This window comes from Actinacidiphila cocklensis (genome assembly GCF_907177275.1).
Classification (GTDB): domain Bacteria; phylum Actinomycetota; class Actinomycetes; order Streptomycetales; family Streptomycetaceae; genus Actinacidiphila; species Actinacidiphila cocklensis.
This window is the reverse complement of sequence record NZ_CAJSLV010000059.1, coordinates 363,511-378,977: the sequence shown is the minus strand read 5'-3', so window position 1 is coordinate 378,977 and position 15,467 is coordinate 363,511. Positions and strand designations below refer to the sequence as shown.

The 15,467-nt window shown below is 73.7% G+C and carries 16 protein-coding genes and 2 tRNA genes; 13 read left to right on the top strand and 5 right to left on the bottom strand.

Annotation, left to right across the window (positions count from 1 at the left end):
* Together NFU81_RS21040 and NFU81_RS40845 are read right to left on the bottom strand one after the other, a co-directional pair.
* Positions 1-1,962 (bottom strand): PAS domain-containing protein (locus tag NFU81_RS21040; protein ID WP_251492157.1); only part of this gene is annotated, 1,962 nt, incomplete at its 3' end.
* A 340-nt stretch (positions 1,963-2,302) separates the two neighbouring features.
* Entirely contained in the window at positions 2,303-2,797 is a 495-nt protein-coding gene (locus NFU81_RS40845) for an SSI family serine proteinase inhibitor (RefSeq protein ID WP_274036950.1), read from the bottom strand.
* 213 nt (positions 2,798-3,010) lie between these two features.
* Here NFU81_RS40845 and NFU81_RS21030 point away from each other — a divergent pair.
* The 6 genes from NFU81_RS21030 to NFU81_RS21005 all read left to right on the top strand — a co-directional run bounded on the left by NFU81_RS21030 (position 3,011) and on the right by NFU81_RS21005 (position 6,186).
* A tRNA-Ser gene (locus NFU81_RS21030) sits at positions 3,011-3,104 on the top strand.
* Between the two features lie 159 nt (positions 3,105-3,263).
* Positions 3,264-3,336, top strand: a tRNA-Arg gene (locus tag NFU81_RS21025).
* A gap of 509 nt (positions 3,337-3,845) precedes the next feature.
* Positions 3,846-4,535 carry a hypothetical protein gene (locus tag NFU81_RS21020; protein WP_251492153.1) on the top strand — a complete coding sequence of 230 codons (690 nt, stop codon included), beginning with the start codon at positions 3,846-3,848 and terminating at the stop codon, positions 4,533-4,535.
* Positions 4,536-4,830: 295 nt separating this feature from the next.
* Entirely contained in the window at positions 4,831-5,106 is a 276-nt protein-coding gene (locus NFU81_RS21015; RefSeq protein ID WP_251492151.1) for a hypothetical protein, read from the top strand.
* A 329-nt stretch (positions 5,107-5,435) separates the two neighbouring features.
* On the top strand, positions 5,436-5,717 hold the full coding sequence (locus NFU81_RS21010; protein WP_251492150.1) for a hypothetical protein: 282 nt from the start codon (positions 5,436-5,438) through the stop codon (positions 5,715-5,717).
* A 121-nt stretch (positions 5,718-5,838) separates the two neighbouring features.
* Entirely contained in the window at positions 5,839-6,186 is a 348-nt protein-coding gene (locus tag NFU81_RS21005; RefSeq protein WP_251492149.1) for a hypothetical protein, read from the top strand.
* A 223-nt stretch (positions 6,187-6,409) separates the two neighbouring features.
* On the opposite strand, the gene NFU81_RS21000 is transcribed toward NFU81_RS21005, so the two are convergent.
* The gene (locus NFU81_RS21000) at positions 6,410-7,354 is read right to left on the bottom strand and encodes an alpha/beta fold hydrolase (protein ID WP_251492148.1); all 945 of its coding nucleotides are present in this window, start codon (positions 7,352-7,354) and stop codon (positions 6,410-6,412) included.
* Between the two features lie 247 nt (positions 7,355-7,601).
* Entirely contained in the window at positions 7,602-7,991 is a 390-nt protein-coding gene (locus NFU81_RS20995) for a hypothetical protein (protein ID WP_251492147.1), read from the bottom strand.
* Between the two features lie 66 nt (positions 7,992-8,057).
* Between NFU81_RS20995 and NFU81_RS20990 the strand changes: the two genes are divergently transcribed.
* From NFU81_RS20990 to NFU81_RS20980, 3 genes are read left to right on the top strand one after another with little or no spacing between them, the layout of a single operon-like run.
* On the top strand, positions 8,058-8,744 hold the full coding sequence (locus NFU81_RS20990) for a histone deacetylase (RefSeq protein WP_251492146.1): 687 nt from the start codon (positions 8,058-8,060) through the stop codon (positions 8,742-8,744).
* 24 nt (positions 8,745-8,768) lie between these two features.
* The gene (locus NFU81_RS20985) at positions 8,769-9,611 is read left to right on the top strand and encodes a PhzF family phenazine biosynthesis protein (RefSeq protein ID WP_251492145.1); all 843 of its coding nucleotides are present in this window, start codon (positions 8,769-8,771) and stop codon (positions 9,609-9,611) included.
* Positions 9,612-9,670: 59 nt separating this feature from the next.
* A complete protein-coding gene (locus NFU81_RS20980) occupies positions 9,671-10,183 on the top strand; it encodes a GNAT family N-acetyltransferase (RefSeq protein WP_251492144.1) in 513 nt (170 codons plus the stop codon).
* Positions 10,184-10,228: 45 nt separating this feature from the next.
* Here NFU81_RS20980 and NFU81_RS20975 read toward each other — a convergent pair whose 3' ends face one another.
* Positions 10,229-11,251, bottom strand: coding sequence for a GlxA family transcriptional regulator (locus tag NFU81_RS20975; RefSeq protein ID WP_251492143.1), 1,023 nt, complete (start codon positions 11,249-11,251; stop codon positions 10,229-10,231).
* A gap of 100 nt (positions 11,252-11,351) precedes the next feature.
* On the opposite strand from NFU81_RS20975, the gene NFU81_RS20970 reads away from it, so the two are divergent.
* From NFU81_RS20970 to NFU81_RS20955, 4 genes are all read left to right on the top strand, one after another.
* Positions 11,352-12,281 (top strand): NAD-dependent epimerase/dehydratase family protein, encoded by a 930-nt coding sequence (locus tag NFU81_RS20970; RefSeq protein WP_251492142.1) that lies wholly within the window; start codon positions 11,352-11,354, stop codon positions 12,279-12,281.
* A gap of 78 nt (positions 12,282-12,359) precedes the next feature.
* Positions 12,360-13,007 carry an HAD family hydrolase gene (locus tag NFU81_RS20965; RefSeq protein WP_251492141.1) on the top strand — a complete coding sequence of 216 codons (648 nt, stop codon included), beginning with the start codon at positions 12,360-12,362 and terminating at the stop codon, positions 13,005-13,007.
* A 110-nt stretch (positions 13,008-13,117) separates the two neighbouring features.
* A complete protein-coding gene (locus NFU81_RS20960; RefSeq protein WP_274036954.1) occupies positions 13,118-13,882 on the top strand; it encodes a response regulator transcription factor in 765 nt (254 codons plus the stop codon).
* Positions 13,879-15,444: a HAMP domain-containing sensor histidine kinase gene (locus NFU81_RS20955; RefSeq protein ID WP_274036955.1), complete on the top strand. Its 1,566-nt coding sequence runs from the start codon at positions 13,879-13,881 to the stop codon at positions 15,442-15,444. The genes NFU81_RS20960 and NFU81_RS20955 overlap by 4 nt, the downstream gene beginning before the upstream one ends.
* Positions 15,445-15,467 lie beyond the last annotated feature (23 nt).

The window sequence follows — 15,467 nt, the reverse complement described above, 5'->3', positions numbered from 1 at the left end:
CTCGGGGGAGGCGTCGGCGGCGGCCGGCGGGAGGGCGTTGGGGATCGGGACGGCGGGCAGCTCGGCCCGGTCAGGCGCCGGGTCGAGCTCCTGCGCCTGGCCCGGCGCGGGGTCCTGCGGTCGGCCCTGCGGTCGGCCCTGGTCCTGCGGCTCCTCGCTGCGGGCCGCCCTGCGGCGACCGGTCGGCTGCTGGGGTGCGGGTGTGGGCGCGGGCGCGGCCTCGACCGGGGCGGGGCGCCCCTCGGGCCGGCGCAGCGCACGCCGGCGCCCGGTCGGCGCTCCGTCCTGCGGGGCCTGCTGGTTGCGGTCGGCGGCGGAGGCCGCAACCTGGGCCTGCGCCTGGCCCTGCGTACCCCGGGCGGGCTCGGACGGCAGCGGCATCACGGTGGTGTCCGACTCGCGGGGCCGGTCGGCGTCGTCGGCCAGGCGCGAACCGCCGGCCGGACGCGAACCGCTCTGGTCGGCGGCGCTTTCGGCGGCGGCCTGCCGCGGAACGCCGTTGCCGTTGCCCTTGCCGGCAGGCACCTCCAGCACGTAGGCGCTGCCCTGTCCCGGCACCTCGTGGGTCTGCAGCACACCGCCGTGGCGCTCCACGATCCCGCGGGCCAGCGGCAGATGCACCGGGTCGCCGCCGGCGTGCGGGCCGCGCACGTCGATCCGTATGACGTCGCCGCGCAGGGCCGCGGCCACCACGATCGTGGAGTCGCCGGTGTAGGCGATGGCGTTGCCCGCCGAGTCGACGCCCGCGACGTCCGCGACCAGGTGCGCGAGGGCCTGCGCCATCCGCTCGCCGTCCACCGCCGCCTCGATCGGGGGCGCGTGCACCGCGAACTGCGCCCGGCCCGGGCCGATCAGCTCGGTCGCGCCCTCGACGGCGGCCGCGATGACGTGGTCGAGCCCGACGTCCTCGCGGTGCAGCTTGTCCTCGCCGCGGTCGAGCCGCTGGAAGGCCAGCACGTTGTCGATGAGGGTGGTGATGCGGGCGTAGCCGGCCGACAGGTGGTGCAGGATCTGGTTGGCCTCGGGCCACAGCTGCCCCGCCGGGTCGGCGGCGAGCCCGGTCAGCTCGCCCCGCAGCTCGGCCAGCGGCCCGCGCAGCGAGGTGTCCAGCAGCGCGCTCAGCTGGCCGCTGCGGGCGGCGAGCGCGTCGTAGGCCGTGCGATCGGTGAAGGTCATCACCGCGCCGACCAGCTGGTCGCCGTCCCGCACCGGCGCCGTCGTCAGGTCGACCGGTACCGGCCGGCCGTCCTTGCGCCACAGCACCTGCCCGCGCACCCGGTGCTTGCGCCCGCTGCGCAGCGTGTCGGCGAGCGGCGTCTCCTCGTACGCCAGCGCGCTGCCGTCCGGGCGCGAGTGGTGCACCAGCGGGTGCAGCTCCTTGCCGCCCAGGTCGGTGGCGCGGTAGCCGAGGATCTGCGCGGCCGACGGGTTGACCAGGACGACCTTGCCGGCCGTGTCGACCCCGACCACGCCCTCGGCCGCGGCCCGCAGGATCATCTCGGTCTGCCGCTGCTGGCGGGCCAGTTCGGCCTCGGTGTCCATCGTCCCCGTGAGGTCGCGGACCACCAGCATGAGCAGCTCGTCGCCGGTGTAGTGCGGCACGCCGTCGCCGTAGTCGGCGTACGGGGTGCGGCCGTTCTCCAGGTTGGCGCTGGTCACCTCGACGGGGAAGTCCGTGCCGTCGGTGCGCCGCGCCACCATCCTGGTCGGCTTCGTCCTGGTGTCCTCCGCCGCCTCGCGCGGGCTGCGCATCGAGCCCGGGATGCGCTTGGAGTCGAAGGACGGCAGCAGGTCGAGCAGGCCGCGCCCCACCAGGGCGGTGCCGGGCGACTCGAAGGTCTCCAGCGCTATGGCGTTGGCATTCACCACGGTGCCGTTGACGTCCACCAGCAGGAGGGCGTCGGGCAGGGCGTCGAGTATGGAGGCGAGGCGAGCAGCGCCTCTGGATGGCCTGCTGCTCACGAGACGCGTCCTCTCTGGTTTCCGCTCTGTTCTCGTCCCGGGTGGCTAGCCGCGCACGGCGTACTCCCGCCGGCGCCGTCGGCTGTTGTTACGGGCGGCCCATCTTGCCGCCACCCCCGGGCCATGTCACTAGACCGAGTGTACGGGTCGGGTCTCCGCGCGCGGCTGCGGATGCCCATGTGGGGCTGTGCGTATAGAGGTTCGGATATGTGGGGGGTTTGTGTGGTGTGTGTCACTGGTGGGGCGCGGAGCTGCTTCGGCGCTCTTCGTGGCGCTGGTCGTGGCGCTGGTCGTGACGCTGCCTTCGGCGCCGTCCGGTGCCGCCGTCCGGGTGACCGGCTCAGGTCGCGAGCATGCGCCGGCCGCCGTCGTCGCCCCCGACGGGCGAGGGCAGCGTGGGCACCATGCGGTTCCAGCGCGCGACCTCGCAGCCGTCCGTCCTGCGGTACGTCTCGTCGACGACCTCGCCGTCCCAGACGCCGGTGACGTGGGCGGTCTGCGGGCCGCCGTAGATCATCGAGCACATCTGCCCGGCCGGTACCGGCGCCAGCGGCCCGCCCAGCTCCACCAGCTGCGCGCAGGCGTCCTGATCGTCGGCGGTCATGGTGAAGCCGCAGGTCAGCGAGCGCGTGACGGTACGCCCGCCACCGTCGTCGTACTCGACGGTGAGCCGGTCGCCGAGGGCGGCGATGCCCGGCCGGGGCAGCCCGACGGCCCCTGCGGACCCGGCGGCGAGCAGGGTGCAGACGGACGTGGCGGCGAGGGCGTACCAGGCGAGGCGGGGGCGGATCCGGGACGCTGCCCGGGGGGCGCGGCGTGAACTCGTGTGAGGCATGCCCCTCCTTATCGCGGGCGAACCCGGTAACCCGCGCATTCCACCCGTTCGTGGGCGTGCCGCCCGCCGTCCGCGCCCCGCTTCCCCCGCCCCGCCGGGGTCAACCCCTTTGCCCTGCCGACCGGCGGCCTTGTACCGTAGTCTGCGATTGGTCGCAGCCCGGCGGGCTGTGTCATCATCTGCACACGCGCCCGCTCACCCGGGTCGCACCCAGGAGGCGTCGCCTAGTCCGGTCTATGGCGCCGCACTGCTAATGCGGTTTGGGCTTTACCGTCCATCGAGGGTTCAAATCCCTCCGCCTCCGCCACCACTCCGGAACCCCGCTCGTCCCTCTGGACGGCGGGGTTTCCCCGTTCCCGCCCCCTCCCCGCACCCGCCGCCTTTACCGATTTCACCTCCCGCCCCACCTCATGTAATGTTGTCACCGCAAGCCGCCGACCGGCCCAAAACGCCGCGAAGCAGCCTCGCACTCGTAGCTCAACGGATAGAGCATCTGACTACGGATCAGAAGGTTGCAGGTTCGAATCCTGCCGAGTGCACAGCAGGTCAGAGCCCCGCCCGGGTCACCCGGAGCGGGGCTCTTTCGTGTTGTGCGGCAGCGAAGGGCGCGGCCACTCCGGCCGGCCGGCGCCCATGGCCTGTGACGGTTTCCGGAGCGCGACCCGGCCGCGGAGAGCGGATTCTTCCGGGGGGCGCACAGGGCCATCAGGGGCGGCCCGGATCACCCGCCGGGACGGAGCGACGCGGCGGCGATCAGGCCGTCGTCAACGCCCGCACCTCCGGTGCCGACGCGTACCGGGGCGTCGCCCGGCGCCCGCACCGCAATGGCCACGACCGGTTCGGCACTTGCGCCGACAGCCTCGACGCCGCACGTGAGCGCACGTCAGCCCGCAGTCAGGTAGGCCGTCAACCGCCCGCCAGGGCCAGGGGAAAGCGCCTCGCGCAAGGTGCAGAGAGGCAGAAACCGGGCGCAAGACTACTGTTAGCATGCGTCCACTTACGGTGGGTAATAGACCTTCCGTTCTTGGACCGAAGGACCGAAGACACTATGCGCAAGCTCCAGCAACTGGCCGTCGTGGCCATGGCGGTCGGCGGGCTCACCGCCTTCAGCGCCGGCGTCAGCCTCGCGGACACCCCGGCTGCCCCCCCGCAGGGTCAGGTGGCTCCGCAGGGCACGGAAGTCGCTCCCCAGGGCCAGATGCAGGCTCCGCAGGACCAGGCGCAGGCTCCCCAGGGCCAGATGCAGGCTCCGCAGGGTCAGGTGCAGCAGGCTCCGCAGGACCAGGCGCAGGCTCCGCAGGGTCAGGTGCAGCAGGCTCCGCAGGACCAGGCGCAGGCTCCGCAGGGCCAGGTGCAGCAGGTCCCGCAGGACCAGGCGCAGGCTCCGCAGGGTCAGGTGCAGCAGGTCCCGCAGGACCAGGCGCAGGCCCCGCAGAGTCAGATGCAGGCCCCGCAGACGACGGAGGCTGCCTCGCAGGGCCAGCCCCAGACTCCGCAGGGGACGGAGATCTCTCCGCAGGTGTCGCCGACGGTCACCCTCCCGCAGGCTCCTCCGCTCGGGCCCGTCCTGCAGAGTGCCCCCCAGTCGGCGCCGCAGGAGCAGTACAACATCTTCCGCCCGTACCAGGAGTGCAGCCCGCAGACGGTGCTCCAGGCCAACGTCCCGATCGCCATCCTCGGCGACTCCCAGACCCACGGTGACACCTGCACCCAGATCAACAACGCCTTCGGCGACTAGCGCGAGGCCGGCTTGACGCGCCCGTCATGCCCCCGGGGGTCACTCCCCGGGGGCATTTTGCCGGGTATTGAGCCAACGGGGTTGTTGCGGTGGCCTGTTCGCTATCGCCCAGGTGGCGGCAGGCCCCCCCTGTGGCGTGGGGGTTCGTGAGCCGGCATCGGCTGGATGGCCCAGTTCGTACCCAGTTGCTGACCCGCGCGGCGTTTCCTCAACTACGGCCACTCTTGGCTACATTTGGCTCCGTCTGGGACGCTCTGTCCCAGGTGCAACGTTTTCACCCATCGGAGGAAGAAAAATGCGCAAGATCCAGAAGGTAGCCCTCGTCGCGGCCATGCTCGGAAGCATCGGCTTCGCCGGCGCCGGTACTGCCTTCGCCGGGGAGCACGGCGGTGACTCGTTCCAGGTGTCGCAGAGCACCGAGTGCAAGTCGCACGACCTGAACCTCGACGTTCTGGGCGAGGTCGGCATCCTGAACGGCCTGCTGGGCAACGGGCTCAACGGCGAGGGCAACCCCGGCGCCCAGTCCACCAAGCTCGGCTCGGAGATGAACTGCAGCAACACCGCCTTCTGAGCGCCGGCAGCCGGTAACTGACATCGGGGACGCATGAGCGGCGGGCCGCGCACACGTGGCCTGCCGCGTCACTGCCTCCCTTCTGCCTCGCGGTGCCGCCTGAGCCCCTGGGCGGCACGGCGGGGCATGCGGAAGCCGACGGGTGTGGGTCGCAGACCGCGTCACCTCAAGAAAGCCACCGGACACGGGTCTTGTGAGAGACCGGCTCCGACACCCTCGTACGGCCCCGCTCCACCAGCATCACCGTGCATCAGTCGCCGAGCGGCGCGAAAGCCCGGCGGCGGGACTGCTGCACACCGCGCATCCCACATTCGAACAGCGGAGGGCACATGCTCAAGTTCTACAAGGCGGCGACCGTGGCGGCCATGCTCGGCACCATCGGCCTCCTCGGCGTCGGCACCGCGTCCGCCGGCGACTACGGCCAGGACTTCGGCAAGTACGAGGTGTCGCAGAGCACCAAGTGCGGGTCGCACGACCTGAACCTCGACGTGCTCGGCGAGGTCGGTGTCCTCAACGGCGTGCTGGGCAACGGGCTCGGCGGCGAGGGCAGCCCTGGTGCCCAGTCCTCCAAGCTCGGCTCGCAGATGGGCTGTAGCAACAGCGCCTTCTGAGCGATGTCCGGCTGAGCAAGTACGGGACGGGCCCCGGATCCCTGCCGCACAGCGGCACCGGGGCCTGTCCTCCCCGAATCCCCCAGGCCCCCGTCCGACACCGACCGCGAAAGAACCGCACATGCTGACCAAGAAGAAGATCGTCGCCGTCTCCTGGATCCTGGGCGGCCTGTCCATGGCCGGCGTAGGCATCGGCCACGCCTACGCCGCAGCGCCGTCCGGCAACTGCACGAGTGACGCGCAGGGAGGCGTCACCTGCGTCTCCAAGACCGACAACACGTTCACGACCTCGGACGGCACCTTCCACGTCCAGCAGCAGCAGGACTGCACCCACGAAGGGCGCGACGTGCTGAGGACGCCTCAGGCCGGGGTGGGGCAGCCGGGGACGACGCAGGTAGGGGCCGTCGTAGGCTGCTCCAACAACGCGCCGACGCCCGAGGGCTTCACCGCTCCCGACACCTCGCGCTGAGCCGCGCGGAGGTCTGCGCGGCCCGGACCACGGCGGCCGATCCGGGCAGCCGCGTCCATGGATTCCTGCTCGTCCAGCCGGTCCCACGGGGCCGGCTCATTCGTTTGTACGGACGGCAGGCGGGCGCGGGTGGCGCTCCACGGGCACGGGGCGTGTCCACGACCGTGATCCGACGGGGGACCGGCCCCAGGCCCTTGCGGGCTCGGGACCGCTCCCGCCCCGACTACTGCACGCCGCGCACGTCCCCGGTCCCTCCGCCGACGTCGCCGCCCTCCCTGGGGTCGGGGCACCTGGTCGTGCCCATCCACTCGATCGGGTTGGTGTACGGCAGGTCGGTGAGCGGCTGGTCGCTGCAGAAACGGGTGACCAAGTCGCAGAACTCCGGCATCCGTTCGACCGGGGCCAGATGGTCGGCGTGCTTGATGGTCGTGAAGGCGGCGGCCGGCAGCACGGCGGCGACGTCACGCCCCATCGCGGGCGTGCAGAGGGTGTCGTACTCACCGGTGCACACCAGGGCGGGCACGGCGGGCACCGGCTCGTCCCTGTACCAGTCGTGGCTCATCAGACGGGTGTTGTGCTCCACGGACTTCAGGATGTCGCTCTCGGACTGTGCCATGAACTGTCCGTAGAGCAGCCGGGAGACCGCCTGGTGCTTGTGGACCGCGCCGGTACCGGGGGGAGACATGAACCGCTGGACCAGTTCGGTGGCGATCTGGGCGCGGTCGCCGAGTTCGAGCATGCGCGCCCAGCGCGGCACCGCGGTGGCGTAGTCGTCGGGGATGACCTTGGTCATCCCCACCAGGGCCAACTTGGCCACGTAGCCGGGGTAGTGCTGGGCGAAACGCAGGGCGATGGCCCCACCGAAGCAGCTGCCCACGAGGTTGGCCCGGGGCACGTCCAGCTCCTCGAACATGTGGCGTACGTTCGCGGCGAGGAAGTCCATGCCGTGGCTTGCGGGGAGGAAGTCCGCCTCGCCGTAGCCCGGAAGGTCCACGGTGATCACCGTGGCGTACGCGGCCAGCCACTTCTCGTGCCGCAGCCACGCGTAGCGGTTCTGGGAGGAGCCGCCCAGGAGCACCAGCGGCTCGGTCGTGGGACTCCCCGCGTGCGCGACGCGGCAGTGGTAGGTGAAGCCCTCGAAAGTGAACTGCCGCTCCTCCACCCGCACTTCAGCCGGTGACCTTTGACCGGGACAGGACGCCGGCGCCGTGGTGTCCCGTGTCGGGCTGATGCCAGAGCGCATGATGTCTCCGAATATGTGAAGAAGGCTGGGAAGAATGCCATAATCCTCCTGTTAGAGGCATTTGGCCTCTGAAGCTGCTCATGGTGGCGTGTCGGGCGCCAGTGGTACTCGATCGGGTTCATCTGCGGGGCACTTCGGGCCTTCGTGGAACCTTCGCCGGGACCGGTACGGGTCAGGCCGGGGCGGGCAGGAAGCCGCCGCGGGAGGTGCCGGGGGCCAGCAGGGCCGACCAGTCGATCACTTCGGGCAGGCGGTCCATGGACAGGACCACCGCCCCGCCGGCCCGTTCGGCGTCCGCGCACCAGCCGGCCATGTCGCCCGGCACGGTGTCGGCCGCGTCCAGGACGGGCGCGGTGAAGGCGGGGATGACCAGGCCGTGGTCCCCCGGGCCGTCCACGACGCACAGGGTGAGCCGGGGGACGATGCTCCACCCCTCGCACACCGGCACCGCCTCGCCGGGCGCGGCCAGGAGCGGCAGCACGTCGTGGACCGGCGCGTCGGCCAGCAGGAGCAGGGGGGTGTCGCCGCGGACGAACAGGGTTCTCTCTGGGGGCAGAAGCACGCTTTCACTCTTTCAGGGCCGCGGGTGCGAGCCGCACCGAGAGCAGGGCGTCGTTACGCTCGTGCTATGCACAGGAGCGGGCCGCCCGGCGCGGAGGTGCCGCCCGGCGGGCGGGTCTGGTACGTGGCGTACGGCTCCAACATGGCAGTGCGGCGGCTGCGTTGCTACCTGGCCGGCGGGCGCCCGCCCCGCGGGGGCCGTACGTACCCGGGCGCCCGGGACCGCAGCATGCCGGTGCGTTCCGCGGCCGTCGAACTGCCCGGGGTCCTGTACTTCGCGACCGAGTCGCCGGTGTGGAAGGGCGGCCGGGCCTTCTACGACCCGGCCGCGGACGGCACCGTGTGGGCTCGGGCGCATCTGATGACCGCCGGGCAGTTCTCCGACATCGCCGCGCAGGAGATGTACCGGCCGCCCGGCCCGGACCTCGACCTCGGTGCGGCCCTCGCGCGGGGCAGGGCGCGGCTCGGGCCGGGGCGGTACGAGACGCTGGTGCATCCCGGCGACCTGGACGGCGTCCCGCTGCTGACGTTCACGGCGCCGTGGTCGGCCGCCGACGTGGAGTGGACGAAGCCCTCCGCCGCCTACGTGCGGGAGCTCGCCGCCGGGCTGCTGGAGGCGGGCGCGTGGGACGCGGGCGCGATCGCCGGCTACCTGGCGTCCCGCCCGGGCGCGGCGGGCCACTGGACGGCCGGGGAGGTCGCCCGCCTGCTTACCGAGGACGACGCCGAGGACGCCGGGGGCTCCGGGGGTTGAGGCGCCGCGGCCTACGATCCCGGCATGGGAATGCGCGAACCGGACGTCACGATGGTGCACGCGTGCCGGCGGGACGGACGCGGCGGCAGCCCCACCGCGGTCCTGGCCGAGGCGGGGCAGAGCGACGAGGAGCGGACGGCGGTGGCCCGGCGGTCGGGGGCGTCGCACGCCGTCTTCGTGGCAGAGGACGGCGACGGCGCCGCGCTGCGGTTCTTCACCGCCGAGGGGGAGTTGCCGGCCTGCGGGCACGGGACGGTGGCCGCGCTCGCCCATCTCGCCGAGCGGGCGCGCGGCCGGGGCGCGACGGGCGCGTACGAGGTGGCGCTGCGGGTCGGCGGGCGGGCCTTCGACGGCCGGGCGGTACGGGACGGCGGGGCCTACCTGGCCGAATTCCGCACCGGCCAGGTCGAGTTGCGGGCGGCGACGCAGGACGAGGCCGGGCTCGTCCGCGCGGCCTTCCGCCGTACGCCGGCGGGCGGCTTCCTGGAAGGCGCGCAGGTCGCCTCGCTCGGGCGGCCCCGGCTGCTGCTCCCCGTGGCGGGCCGGGACGTCCTCAGGGGGCTGGACCCGGACCAGCGGAGCCTGCGTGAAGTCTGCGACCGGCTCGGCCTGTTGGGCTGCTACGTCCATACGCCGGCGGGGCCGGGCGGCCGCCTCGCGGCCCGGATGTTCGCCCCGTCCATCGGCGTGCCCGAGGACATCGCCAACGCCAACAGCACTGCCTGCCTGGCCGCTTGGCTCGCGGGGAGGGGCGTCCCGGGTGTCACCGCCGAGATGGGCGACTCGCTGGGCGTCCCGTCGGCGGTCACCGCGACGGCGGGACCGGACCTGTCGGTACGGGTCGGCGGGTGGGCGACGGTCGGGTGAGGGCACGGTGGGGGCCTGGTGAGGGCCGGTTGTCAGACCCCCGCTCTACGGTGGTCGGTATGGACGACGTGCGCGGGGTGGCGGTGGAACTGGTCGGCTGGGCGGAGGGCGACTTCTGGCTGCTGGAGCGGGCCAACGCGGTGGAGATGACGGAGCATCTCGGGGGGCCGGAGAGCGCGGAGCAGCTGGAGCGGCGGCACCGGCGGTATCTGGAGCTGGCGGCAGGGCGGATGTTCCGGGTCGTGCTCGCCGGGAGCGGGGAGACCGCGGGGTCGGTCGGCTTCTGGGAGCGGGAGTGGCGGGGCGGGACGGTGTGGGAGACCGGCTGGGAGGTGCTGCCGGAGTTCCAGGGGCGGGGGCTGGCCGTGGCGGCGGCCAGGGCCGTGGTCGTGGCCGCACGTGAGGCGGGAGCGCACCGGTATCTGCACGCGTTCCCTGGGGCCGACCATCCGGCCTCGAACGCGGTGTGCCGCAAGGCGGGGTTCGAGCTGCTGGGGGAGGTCGAGTTCGAGTATCCGAAGGGGAGCTGGATGACGTCGAACGACTGGCGGGTGGACCTCGCGGCCGGGTGAGAAGACGGGGCGCCGGGGGGCGGGGGGAGCGTGCCGGGGGACTTCTCAGGACCGCCTCGGGGCGCCCGCGGCAACCGGGTGGTGCCAGGCGTTGCGGTAGGCCGAGGGGGCGAGGCCGGTGCGCCGGGCGAGGTGGTGCCGCAGCGAGTCGGGGGTCGACAGGCCGCTGAGCCGGGCCACCTGGGGGATCGGGAGGTCGGTGGTCTCCAGCAGCTCCTGGGCGCGGTTGATGCGCTGGTGCAGCAGCCATTGCAGCGGGCTCAGACCGGTCTCGGCGTGGAAGCGGCGGGTCAGCGTACGGACGCTGGTGCGGGCGTGGGCGGCCAGGTCGGCGCGGGTGAGCGGCTGGTCGAGGCGGGCCAGCGCCCACGCGCGGGTGGGGGCGAGCGAGGTGCCGTTCTCCGGCGGGAGCGGGCTGTCGATGAACTGCGCCTGCCCGCCGGGCCGTACGGGGGCGGCCACCACCAGCCGCGCCGCGGCGTTGGCCGTCGCGGCGCCGTAGTCGGTGCGGATCAGATGCAGGCACAGGTCGATCCCGGCGGACAGCCCGGCGGAGGTGAGGACGCGGCCGTCGTCGACGTAGAGCACGCCGGGCCGCAGCTCGACCCGGGGGTAACGGGCGCGGAATTCGGCGGACTTCGCCCAGTAGGTGGTCGCGGGGCGGCCGTCGAGCAGGCCCGCCTCGGCCAGGACGAAGGCACCGGTGCAGATCGACACGACCCTCCGCCCGGCGCCATGGGCCGTGCGCAGCACGTCGAGCACCCGCGGGTCGACGTCGTCGTCGCGGGCGGCGGTGCCGGTGACGATCACCGTGTCGGCTTCGGCGGCGGCGTCCAGTCCGTGCGGTACGGCGATCTGCAGGCCGCCGCCGGCGGTGACCGGGCCGCCGGGCTCCGCGGTGCAGACGCGCACGTCGTAGCCGGGCCGGCCGCCCACGGTCAGCTCGCCGAGCACCAGGTCGGGGATGGTCAGGTCGAAGGCGGTGACCGGCGGCACCGCGAGGACGGCGACCCGGATCGGGGCGGAGTCCCGTCGTGGGCGGGCGGCAGCGGGGACGGGGACAGCCATGGCCCGAACCTCCGTAGGTTTGGCATCCGGGCCACTACCCTACCGGCGGCCCGTCGCCGAGGGTGGAGGGCGAAGCACCCACCGATGAGGAGCGAACACTGTGTCGCAGCACGTCAACACCGCTGTCGTGGTCGGGGCCGGCGCCACGGGCTCGGCCGTCGCCGTCCTGCTCGCCGAGGCCGGCGACCGGGTCCTGCTGGTCACCCGCAGCGGCTCGGGTCCCGACCACCCCCGTATCGAGCGGGTCGCCGCCGACGCGAGCGATCCGGTACGCCTGACCGCCCTCGCCGCGGGCGCCGAGGTCCTGATCAACTGCGCGATGCCGCCCTACGACCGCTGGCCGACCGAATTCCCGCCGCTGGCCGCGTCGTTGCTCAGCACGGCCGAGGCGACGGGGGCCGGCTACGTGATGCTCGGCAACCTGTACGGCTACGGCCCGGTCGACGGGCCGTTCACCGACGACCTGCCGCTCGCGCCCAGCAGCGTCAAGGGCGAGGTCAGGGCCAGGATGTGGCGGGACGCGCTGGCGTCGCACGAGGCGGGGCGGGCGCGCGTCACCGAGGTGCGGGCCAGCGACTTCCTGGGCGGCGGCGCCTACTCCCCCTTCACGATCCTGGTCGGCGACCAGGTGCTCGCCGGCCGGCCCGCGGCCTATCCCGGCGACCTCGACGTCCCGCACAGCTGGTGCTACGCCGGTGACGTGGCCCGCACGCTGGTGGCCGCGGCCCGGCACGAGGACTCCTGGGGGCGGGCCTGGCACGTACCGCCCACCTCCGACCTGCCGGTGCGCGGCCTGGCGGCCCGGCTCGCCGCCAGGGCCGGTGCACCGGCGCCGCAGCTGGTCCTGATGACGGAGGCGGAGCTTGCGGCCGCGGCCCGCGCCGACTCGGTCACCGCCGAATTCCCCGAGGTGCTCTACCTGCTGAACCGCCCGCTGCTGCTCGACGCGACGGCGACCACCGAGAAGCTGGGCGTCACCGCGACCCCGCTGGACGAGGTGCTGGACAGCATGGTGGCGCCGGCCGCCTGACGCCGCGGCCGCGGCGGTCGGCCCCGACGTGGCGACGCTCACCCCCCGCGGCGGCGCGCGGGGTGCTATGCAGGGACCGTGACCGCCACCGCGCCATCGCGCCCCTTCGACGCCGTCCTGTGCGACATCGACAACGTCATCCGCCACTACGACTCCGCCGCGCTCACCGCCCTGGAGCGCGCGGCGGGCCTGCCTGAGGGCACCACGGCGCGGATCGCGTTCGCGCCCGAGGTGGTGCTGCCGCTGCTGCTGGGGGCGATCACCCCGCGGGAGTGGGTGGAGTCGATCACGGCGGGCTTCGCCGAGCAGGGGGTGCTCGACGCGGCGGCGGCCCGACCGCTGGCGGTCGCGCTCCCCGGGTCGCCCTTCGCCGCCGACCAGGAGGTCGTCGCGCTGCTGCGCCGGGTGCGCGAGGAGGCCGGGCTGCCGCTGGTCCTGGTCAGCAACGCCTCGGTCTCCCTGGAGGACGACCTGGCCGGGCTCGGGCTCGCGAAGCTCGCCGACCACGTGGTCAGCAGCGCCCGGGTCGGGGTGGCCAAGCCCGATCCGCGGATCTACGCCATCGCCGTCGAGTACGCGGGGGTCGCCGCCGAGCGCTGCCTGTTCGTGGACGACTCGCGCGAGAACGTCGACGCCGCCCTCGCGCTGGGCATGAGCGCGCTCCACTACCGCATACCCGCCGACCTGCGCGACGCCCTCGCACCGGCCTTCACGACCCTCCGCTGACCCCCGGGCGGTCCGGGAGGGGCGCCTCGCAAGCCGCGCGAAGCGCTTTCTCAGACGATTCACAGAATCGGGAAAGACTGCTCTCATAGCCTGCGCACAGGCTGGTGCGCATGACGACGACACCCACCGCACCCGCCGCGCACCCCGCCGCACCCGCCGCCGACCTGGCACGTCCGGACGGCTCGCCGGTGCGCGTGCTCGTCGTGGACGACGAGACGCCGCTCGCCGACCTGCTGTCGATGGCCCTGCGCTACGAGGGGTGGCAGGTGCGCACCGAGGGCGACGGCGCGAGCGCGCTGCGGGCCGCCCGGGAGTCCAGGCCCGACGCGGTCGTGCTCGACGTGATGCTGCCGGACATGGACGGCCTCGAAGTGCTGGCCAGGCTGCGCCGCGAGACCCCGGACGTGCCGGTGCTCTTCCTGACCGCCAAGGACGCCGTCGAGGACCGTATCGCCGGGCTGACGGCGGGCGGCGACGACTACGTGACCAAGCCGTTCAGCCTGGAGGAGGTCGTCGCCCGGCTGCGCGGCCTGCTGCGCCGCTCCGGCGCGGCCGCGGTGCGCAACGAGTCGCTGCTGACCGTCGGCGACCTCGTACTGAACGAGGACAGCCACGAGGTCAGCCGCGGCGGCGCCAACATCCACCTGACGGCGACCGAGTTCGAGCTGCTGCGCTACCTGATGCGCAACCCGCGCCGGGTGCTGAGCAAGGCGCAGATCCTGGACCGCGTGTGGTCCTACGACTTCGGCGGGCAGGCCAACGTCGTCGAGCTGTACATCTCCTACCTGCGCCGCAAGATCGACGTCGGGCGCCCGCCGATGATCCACACCCGGCGCGGCGCGGGCTACCTGATCAAGCCGGGGGAGCCGGCGTGACGTTGCCGCGCCTGCGGCTGCGGGGCCGCAGTGCGACGTGGTCGCTGCGCCGCCGCCTCGTCGCGTCCTGCGTGGCGCTGGTCGCCGTGGTCTGCACGGTGATCGGCGCGGTCACCATCTTCGCGCTGCACGACTTCCTCTACGGCCAGCTGGACGGCAAGGTGCGCGACCTGGCCGCCCGCGCGGCCGGCCCGCACGGCGGCCCCCAGGGCGCACCCGGCGGACCCGGCGACGTGGGCCGCAACGGGCCCGGGAACATCCCGCTGAACTTCCTGATCGGCGGCGGGCAGCCCGGCGAGACCGTCGGCGCCGTCGTCACCGCCGGCGGCAGCGTCGGGCAGGCCTCGGTCAGCGCCACCGGGTCCACCGGCTCCGGCGGCCTGGTCGCGGCGCCGCTCACCGCGGCACAGGCCGCGGCCTTCGCGCACGTGTCGCTGGACGGCCGTCCGCACACCCTGGACGTGCCCGGGCTCGGCGGCTTCCGGGTGGAGTCCGCACGGCCCTACACCGACGGCAGCACCGTGCTGGTCGGGCTGTCCACGAAGGGCACGCGGGACACCCTGTCGACCCTGATGTGGGTCGAGGTGTCCGTGTCGGCCGCGGGACTGGTCGCCGCGGGCCTCGCGGGTGCCGCGCTGATGCGGATCGCCCTGCACCCGCTGCGCCGGGTCGCCGCGACCGCCACCCGGGTCTCGGAACTCCCGCTGCACCGCGGCGAGGTGGCGCTGATCGACCGCGTCCCGGACTCCGACACCGACCCGCGCACCGAGGTCGGCCAGGTCGGCGCCGCGCTCAACCGCATGCTGGGGCACGTCGGTTCGGCCTTGCACGCCCGGCAGGAGAGCGAGACCCGGGTACGGCAGTTCGTCGCCGACGCCAGCCACGAGCTGCGCACCCCGCTCGCCTCGATCCGCGGCTACGCCGAACTCACCCGCCGCGGCCACGAACCCGTCGGCCGCGACACCCAGCACGCGCTGGGGCGTATCGAGTCGGAGGCCGCCAGGATGACCACCCTGGTCGAGGACCTGCTGCTGCTCGCCCGGCTCGACGCGGGCCGGCCACTGTCCCCCGCGCCGACCGACCTGTCCCCGCTGGTCGTCGACGCGGTCAGCGACGCGCGCGCGGCCGGCGGCGGGCACGTGTGGCGGCTCGACCTCCCCGACGACCCCGCCCTCGTGCACGGCGACCCGCAGCGCCTGCACCAGGTGCTCACGAACCTGCTGGCCAACGCCCGTACCCACACCCCGCCCGGCACCACCGTCACCGCCCGGGTCGCCGCGGAGCCGTCCGGCGTACGGCTCCAGGTGGAGGACGACGGCCCCGGCATCCCCGCCGAGCTGCAGCCGGTGGTCTTCGAGCGCTTCGCCCGCGGCGACGCCTCCCGCGCCCGCGCCACCGGCTCCGCCGGCAGTACGGGCCTCGGCCTGGCGATCGTGCACTCCGTGGTGGCCGCGCACGGCGGCACCGTCGCTCTGGCCAGCGAGCCGGGCCGCACTGTCTTCACCGTCACACTGCCCCCGGCCGGCTCACAGCTCGTCCCCAGCCTCAGCACATCGTCGTGACAGGGCACTTGCCGAGTCTCGGA